At 44.4% G+C, this 8,215-nt stretch carries 6 protein-coding genes; 5 read left to right on the top strand and 1 reads right to left on the bottom strand.

What is annotated here, in order from left to right:
* Nucleotides 1-1,882 (bottom strand): retention module-containing protein (locus BIZ37_RS28245; RefSeq protein ID WP_187464369.1); only part of this gene is annotated, 1,882 nt, incomplete at its 3' end.
* A gap of 453 nt (nt 1,883-2,335) precedes the next feature.
* Here BIZ37_RS28245 and BIZ37_RS28250 point away from each other — a divergent pair.
* The 5 genes from BIZ37_RS28250 to BIZ37_RS28270 all read left to right on the top strand — a co-directional run.
* Nucleotides 2,336-3,730 (top strand): HlyD family type I secretion periplasmic adaptor subunit, encoded by a 1,395-nt coding sequence (locus BIZ37_RS28250; RefSeq protein ID WP_187464370.1) that lies wholly within the window; start codon nt 2,336-2,338, stop codon nt 3,728-3,730.
* A 4-nt stretch (nt 3,731-3,734) separates the two neighbouring features.
* Nucleotides 3,735-5,045 (top strand): TolC family outer membrane protein, encoded by a 1,311-nt coding sequence (locus tag BIZ37_RS28255; RefSeq protein WP_187464371.1) that lies wholly within the window; start codon nt 3,735-3,737, stop codon nt 5,043-5,045.
* A gap of 16 nt (nt 5,046-5,061) precedes the next feature.
* Entirely contained in the window at nt 5,062-5,652 is a 591-nt protein-coding gene (locus BIZ37_RS28260; protein ID WP_187464372.1) for an OmpA family protein, read from the top strand.
* 41 nt (nt 5,653-5,693) lie between these two features.
* Complete coding sequence (locus BIZ37_RS28265; protein ID WP_304622272.1) at nt 5,694-6,338, top strand: transglutaminase-like cysteine peptidase; 645 nt, start codon at nt 5,694-5,696, stop codon at nt 6,336-6,338.
* A 5-nt stretch (nt 6,339-6,343) separates the two neighbouring features.
* Nucleotides 6,344-8,215, top strand: a 1,872-nt coding sequence (locus BIZ37_RS28270; protein WP_255526948.1) for an EAL domain-containing protein, incomplete at its 3' end; no start/stop codon positions are given.

The raw sequence follows: 8,215 nt of genomic DNA on the forward strand, positions 1-8,215 counted from the left end.
CGGTGAGGTCATCACCATCGGTATCTTCAGCCTGCACCGGCAGGTTGATATGGATATCGTCTCCTGTGAAGGTCACATAACCGGTGGTACTGGTGCCATCGTTGTCCAGCGGAACATGCTGGACCACATTGACCGTTACCTTGACATCCTGTCCCTGCTCGATGGCAGACAAGGAGACCGTCAGCGCGGTTTCACCATTAGGCAGCTTACCGATCAGGTTACCATCACTATCGACGGTAAACGTCAGGGCCTCATCGCCTGAGGTCAGCTCGGCCTGCAGCTCGGCTATCAGGTCAGCCTGCTGCGCCGGGTCGATTTTCACCGAGCCCGGTACCAGTTTGTCCTCGCCCGCTTTGATGACGAACGAGCCCGATTGCGAGGCAGGGTAACTGGTATCGGTATCAGCTGGGTTGGTGCCGTTACCCAAGGTGTCCAAATCCCCTTCGGTCAGGGCAACGCTGCCCGTATCACTGCCGGCGGCATCATCACCGTCAATAATAGTTATTGAAAGTGTGCCTTCAGCCTGATCACCATCACTGTCAGTAGCAGTGAAATTTAGCTTATAGTGTGATGACTCACTGTCACTTTGATCTATTGGACCAGAAACCAGAACGTCATAGGAGCCATCTGTCATGACAGTGATCGTCATAATTGGATTACTTTCACTATCAAGCACAGTGATAGTGTTACCAACCACTTGATAAGTTGTTGGACGGCCATTACTTATAATTCCCGATAAGCTAGGTTGGTTTTGCTGAAATTCAACCAAACCAATTTCATCAGACCCCAAATCTAATGGTACTTGCCCTTTAACAACTTCACCTTGCTGTGTGGTTTCGTTAATGATGACACCAGAATCAGTGCTGAAAGATGGTTCTCCACCATCAACAATCCCTACTTTGATATCAATAGGATTCTCAAGAGCATTACCTCCGGCATCTGCCCCTTGAATGGATATAGCAATATTGATTAGGTCATTATCATAGGTAACCAACCCGCTATTGTTATCACCATCATGATCGACTGGTTGGTGTAATGTTGTGGTCACTTGAACGGTAACATTTGAACCACTTGAGCTGACCTCAAGATCGATAGTTAAAACAAGCAGGCCTTCTTGGATACCTACGATCGAATTTGTAACAGGGTCAAAAGTAAAATCTACACTTTCACCACCTGAAGTAATTTCCTGATTTAGCTCATCAAGAAGAACATTTATAGAAGTAGGGTCAAAAGTGAATGAGCCAGGGTCTAACGGTAAAGAGCCAGCCTCAATATTGATGACTTGGATAACCTCAACGGGATATTGGCCATCACTAAGATCACCTTCTATCAAGGATATGTCTGCACTTTCCCCCCCTTTTGATAACGTCAAACCTAGCCGTTCTTCTTCAACTTCTGTTTCTTGTTGTTCGTTTGCTGTATCAAACCCTGCCTCAGCAAGCATCTGATCGTTATCGTACTCGACAACTGTCGCATTGGTATTTGACGTGCCTGTCTGTTCATTTCCGGCTGCTGTTGCTTCAAATACTTGAGTGGGGTCTTCTCCAGCTAAAATCGCATTCTGTATAGCGTTGATATCATCATCAGAAAAGTTTGCAGCCGCGTCACGACCATAAGGAATTGCAACGTCTTGTTTTAATTCAGCAACTTTGACGCCATCACCCGATAAGATAATACAGTTCGGGCAATCGTGGTTTACCAGGACAGGGATACCGTCCTCAAGTAAGACAAATTCAGCTGCTTGATGAGTAACGACGACGTCATCTGGGCTCATCAGATAATCAGCTTTAATCGGAGTGGCATGGCCCCCAGCCTTGATGACGAATGCGACGCCCTCAGTAACCTTTACACTCGCAACTGTGTTGATATCGTTCTTATCCATAAGTAAACCACTCTATTGAGTCTGAAAATGCACCTTTTGTGCATCAAACTTCCATGAAACCAAATATCCCACTTTGTACTGGCGTCTTCATTCAAACGAACCGACAGCATCACTCCATCTAGCGAAAAAAAGCGACAGATCGGCCTATATCACACCAGCAAGTTAGAATTAATTTGTTACAATGCACCAAAAATCACAAAATAGTGCTACTTAACATAAAAATGTACAATATATTAACCACAAAGCAATACTTACAGGTGTAAATTGCGTACAAAACAATCGACACTCTCAGTAGGTATGTTCCACAGGCAAATTAATAACGAGTTATATTAATTTGCCTATGAGATCACATTTATGTTAATGGTTGTTTTTTAAGCTGTATTTTTGCTTTTTTGTACTAAAATGTAACTAGCTTTACGCCTTATGGATGATTGGCGGTTAAATGGTAGGCTTATGGATAAGAAGAACGGCTCTGTTTCAACATCCCACTTAGACTTTGTCGATGACAAGTCGGCGGCACTGTTACTCAACACCCCAAAAAATGCCCGAATAATGCTGTGGGTTATGGTGTTGTTCTTCATTGTGGCAATTGCTTGGGCCTATGTTGCTAAGCTCGATAAAGTGACAGTAGGCTCTGGAAAAGTCATCCCTTCATCCCAACTTCAGATCGTTCAAAATCTCGAGGGGGGGATTGTCGAACAAGTTCTGGTTCGCGAAGGTGAGAGTGTTGTCGCGGGCCAAACCCTCCTGCAAATTGATGACACCCAATTCCAATCTGATTTCAGGGAACGTTCGCAAAATCTGGCTGGTTCTCAGGCCGATTCTATCCGGTTAAATACACTATTAAAAAGTGTATCCATTAACCGAGATAAAGCAGGTAGTGACTGGCGCAGTAGTGTTGATGTAGATATGGCAGAGCTCGTATTTCCTGCTGAGTTTGCTGATAAACACCAAAGCTTGATTAGGCGTCAACAGAGCGAATACCGTGACAGGATATCCAACCTTGAAAACCAGCTTTCTGTCATGGCCCAGCAAATTAGCCAGAAAGAACGAGAACTCATAGAGACACGCTCTAGAATCAGTAACTTGCGCCGCAGTTACAACATTGCAAGAGAAGAATACAACATCACCAAACCGTTGGCAGAAGAAGGTGTCGTACCTCAAATAGAACTACTCAGACTCCAAAGGCAATTGAATGACAACAGGCGTGAACTTAATTCAGCAGAGCTTCAAGTACCAGTAATCCAATCAACAATTCAAGAAGCCATTTTTAAATACATCGATATTGCCCTGAATTTCCGTTCCGATGTGCAAGCCCAACTCAACGAGACTAGCGACCAACTTGACAGCTTGTCGGAGTCTCAAGTTGGCCTTGAAGATAGGGTTAGACGTACTGTCGTCGTTTCACCAGTTACTGGAACCATTCAAAAAATCCACGTTAATACTATCGGCGGCGTTGTACAGCCTGGTATGGATTTAGTTGAGATTGTACCGACCGAAGATACTTTATTAGTTGAAGCAAAAATCGCCCCGCAGGATATCGGCTTCCTTCGTCCTGATTTGCCAGCTGTCATCAAGTTCAGCGCCTACGACTTCACCGTATATGGCGGCTTAACGGGTTATTTGGAAACCATCAGTGCAGATACAATCCAAGACGAAGAGGGGAACAGCTTTTATCAGGTGCGAATCCGTACTGACGGCAATGACTTAATGGGCCCTGATGGAAAACCACTTCCCATCATCCCCGGCATGGTTGTTTCCGCTGATATCATCACTGGCAAGCGCTCGGTTCTGGACTATTTAATTAAGCCCGTGCTCAAAGCACAGCAGACAGCTTTAAGAGAGTAAGGATATGAATAAAAGTAAAGGAATTAAAATAGCATTCTTGGTGAGTCTGCCTTGTTTTACATTTGCGGTAAATGCCCAATCTTTAGAGCAGGCTATTGCCCAAACTCTTAGCTCAAACCCTGAAATTAAAAGTGCTTTTAATGAATTTATGAGCAGAAATGAGCTAACCAGAGCTTCAAAAGGTGATTACCTTCCATCACTCGACCTTGAAGCAGGGGCTGGCTATGAGAACTATGACAACGAGTTTGGTACCAAAGGGGATTTTGACCCACGTAATGTCCGACTGTCTCTGCGCCAATTACTATGGGACGGCTCTATCACCTACAACGATATTAAGCGTAATAGAGCTGAAGCCGAAGCCCAGCGCTTCCAACTGCTCTCTGATGCCCAAGATACAGCTCTGAAGGCCACCGAAGCTTATCTTGATGTGCTAAGAGCTGAGGAAGTCCTCGCCCTATCGGAAGCCAACTTCGAAGTCCACCAGCGTATGTATAGGGATATCAAAAAGCGGGCAGACTCCGGTATAGGTTCAACGGCAGACCTTGCGCAAGTAGAAGGCCGCTTAGCACGCTCAAATACCAATAAGTTATCGGCAAAAAGCAACTTAAATGACAAAGTTACTGCTTTTGTACGAACCGTTGGCGACTACCCCCGAGATCTAGAAAAACCTGAAGTTGATATCAATTACATAGCTTCATCTTTGGATGAAGCTATTACAAAGGCAAAAGAAAATAACCCTGTCGTCTATGTTGCCTCCAATGATATAGAAGCGGCTCAACGTCAATACGACCAAGCTAAAGGAACCTTCTATCCAAGCTTTAGCATCGAAGCTTCACAAGAGTGGGGAACAGAGCTAGATGGTACGAGGGGCGACACTGATGAATTCAGCGCAATGCTGAGAATGAGATACAACCTCTATAACGGCGGCTCAGATGCAGCAAAAAGCCGGCGGGCAGCCTATCAGATCAACAAATCAAAAGACATCCGTGACCGCGCCCACAGGATGCTTGAAGAAGGTACTCGACTAGCATGGAGTGCGATGGAACTAGCTAACGAACAAAGCCAGTTTTTGCAGCAGCACGTTGATGCCTCGGCAAGAACGGTTATCGCTTACGAAAAGCAGTTCAAAATAGGCAAAAGGACCTTGCTTGACGTGCTTAACACTGAAAATGAATTGTTCGAATCAAGAAAGGCATACCTTGACGCCCATTACAACGGCATCCTAGCCAAGTATCGAGTCCTCAATGCTACAGGACTGTTACTCGACGAGCTCCGGGTCGATATGCCTGAAAAATGGGTTACTTCGGTAAAATAACTAAGGATTCAAAGTCATGAAAAGGATGCTAACTGGACTACTTACTCTTACCTTGCTCGGATGCTCCGTCACTGTTGATGAACCACCTACTGCCGAGCAGTCAAGAGACTTGCGAGACTTTGATAGGGATGGCGTCATTAACGCAAGGGATAAATGCGAAGGCACCCCTTACAGAGCAGTCGTCGATAACGATGGCTGCCCAACCACCGTTGAACAAGAGGAAGAGAATGATGTAAGGGTGCTGTTTGCCAACGACTCTGATGTTATTCCCGATACATTCAAAACTGAAATCAAGCGGATGGCAGACTTTCTGGAACAATACCCTGAAACTTTTATCGAACTCAAAGGCTACGCCAGCCCAGTAGGCAATGCACAACACAACGTTGACCTTTCGCAACGCAGGGCTAAGAATGTCCGCCAGGAGCTGATTAATTTCGGTGTCGATCCTAACAGGATTAAAACTGTCGGCTTTGGCGACAGTGACCCGGTTGTTGCAGTTTCCGAAGAAGCCACCATGACACTCAGTCGACGTGTTATTGCCCGAGTTATGGGTTCACAAGGCAAAGTGGTTGAAGAGTGGACTATTTTTACTATCCGTGACAATTAATATAAAGACCTTTTCTTGTGAAAAAGCTTAAACAGGGTCTAATGCTGATGTTAGCTCTATCGGCTAGCGTAACAGCCTTACATGACAATAATAACAAGGATGTAGATACGGTTATTCAATTTTATGGTGATAGGGCTGGTAAAAGGGTTGAAGCTTGGCACAGGATCATCGAGCACAACGAATCAAGCGATATCAACACGCAGCTCAATGAAGTAAATAACTTTTTTAACCAACTCATCTTCATTGATGACAAAAAACTATGGGGACAAGATGATTTTTGGGCAACCCCATTGGAGTTTTTAGGCGTTGGTGGTGGTGACTGTGAAGACTTTAGTATCGCAAAGTACTATTCGTTGCGTGAAATGGGAATTAATGATGAGAAACTCAGCTTAGTGTATGTCAAAGCCTTGGAGCTGAACCAATTTCATATGGTTGTGGCCTACTACCCAACCCCAGCATCAGTTCCATTGCTGCTAGATAACTTGCATGTTGATATCAAACTAGCAACTGAACGGACAGACTTACAACCTATTTATAGTTTCAACGCCAGCAAGCTCTGGCTCATGAAGCAGAAAGGACAAGGGCAACTGGCTGGCAAAGCCTCCCGTCTGAGTTTATGGAATGATCTACGCTACCGCTCGGATCACATTAAGCTTCGCAGGCCGAAAATTAACTTTGATGAGTGACCAAAATGACATTATATAGACAACTATTGATATGGATGCTGGTAGTTTTCTTCACGCTTATCACCTCTGTGTTTGTTATTCAGTTCAACACAACACGTGATTTTCTGCGGGAACAGCAGACTACCGAGATGGATAACGCTATCAGTGCAGTAGGACTGGCTTTGTCCCCATACCTTGTAGCCAACGATATGGTATCGGTGGAGTCCGTGTTACATGCGACTTTTGACAGCAGCTTTTACCGAGAAATCCATTTTTCGGCTATTCGTGAAGACATAGAGATTCACCGCCAATACCCAAACGATGTCGCAGGCGTACCTTCATGGTTCCAATCTCTCATCGAGATAGAGCCAATCACAAGAACAACAACCCTTAGCGCCAACTGGTTACAGCTTGCCAATTTAAAGCTTGTCAGCAGTACTGCACATGCCTATCAAAAGCTATGGCAATCTACCCTGCACTTGATTTTGGGATTCTCCATCACTTTTGTGATAGGAATGGCAATATTGTCACTGATCCTGTCGAAAGTCCTAAAACCACTCAATGCCATCCAGAAAGGCGCACAGCAGATGTCCGCAAATATATTCGGAAGGCCATTGGAAGTACCTAAAATCCGTGAGCTTGCTGATGTAGTCAATGCTTTTAACCATATGACAGCCCAACTGGATATTCACTTCAGGCAACAGGCACAGGAGGCGGATAAATTAAGAGTGAGAGCTTTTCAGGATCCAGTATCCGGCTTAGCTAACCGCAGCTATTTATTGAGCCAATTAGATGCATGGCTGTCACAACGTAATATTGGAGGTATAGCGCTTCTAAAGGTCGATATCATTGCAGATAGCTATGAAAACCTTGGTTACGAAGAGGGTGATCTGTTAGTACAGCAACTTTCAACAAGGCTGTCTCAACTCGCCACCGAAGAATATACCCTATCTAGGCTAAGCAAAGCTGAGTTTATGATTATCGCCCCGAGTACTACTGCCGAAGAGTTGCTTGTACTAGGGAGAATCTTGCTGGTTATGTCATCTGAGTTACAAGTTGACCCCCTTAATATTGGGCCTTCAGCAGGTGCAGTTGGTCTAGTTATGCGCAGCGAAGAAGATAATGTCTCTTCCCTTCTAGCCCAAGCAGACAATGCATTAACTCAGGCTAAACAACAGCCGAAAGAAAGGCTGGTCATGTTTGACCGCTCCAAAGACCTACGCACCGAACAAGAGACTTTTGGTAAACAACAATGGAAGGCATTAGTAGATGAAGCCATTGCTAACCAACTGTTTAAGTTTAAATTCCAAAAAGCCATAGACCAAAATAATGAAGTCATACATCAGGAAGTGTTTGCTTATATTCAAAAGGGTGACGTACGCTACACTGCAAGCCAGTTTATAGGGGCGATAGAGCAGCTCGACGCTGGTTCGGAGATGGATATGTTCATCATCGAAAAACTAATAAAACAGCTTGATGAGCAAATCATTACCGGCAAAATCTCAGTCAATATTACAGAAAGCAGTGTTAACGACACGAGCTTTATCCGCTGGTTAACCAACAAGATGCAATCATTCAATAGCGTTAAAGATCGTATCATCTTTGAAATTCCAGAAATCTGCTTTATTAAGCACACCAGTAACACTGAAATTCTGTGTGAAACAATTCACCGTGAAGGTTTTCAGTTTGGTATCGATAACTTTGGCCACAATTTCAGCTCTATGGGCTACCTGAATAAATTTCGTCCCGCGCATATCAAACTCGATTTCGCTTACACCCACAGATTAAATGAAGAAATGAAGTTAGACGCACTTTCTTCAATTACTCAAACGGCAAATAATCTATCGATTACCGCCATTGCAACCCGGGTAGAATCAAAACGCCAGAAAGACAAGCTC

The sequence above is a fragment of the Photobacterium sp. BZF1 genome, assembly GCF_014349205.1.
Lineage (GTDB): Bacteria > Pseudomonadota > Gammaproteobacteria > Enterobacterales > Vibrionaceae > Photobacterium.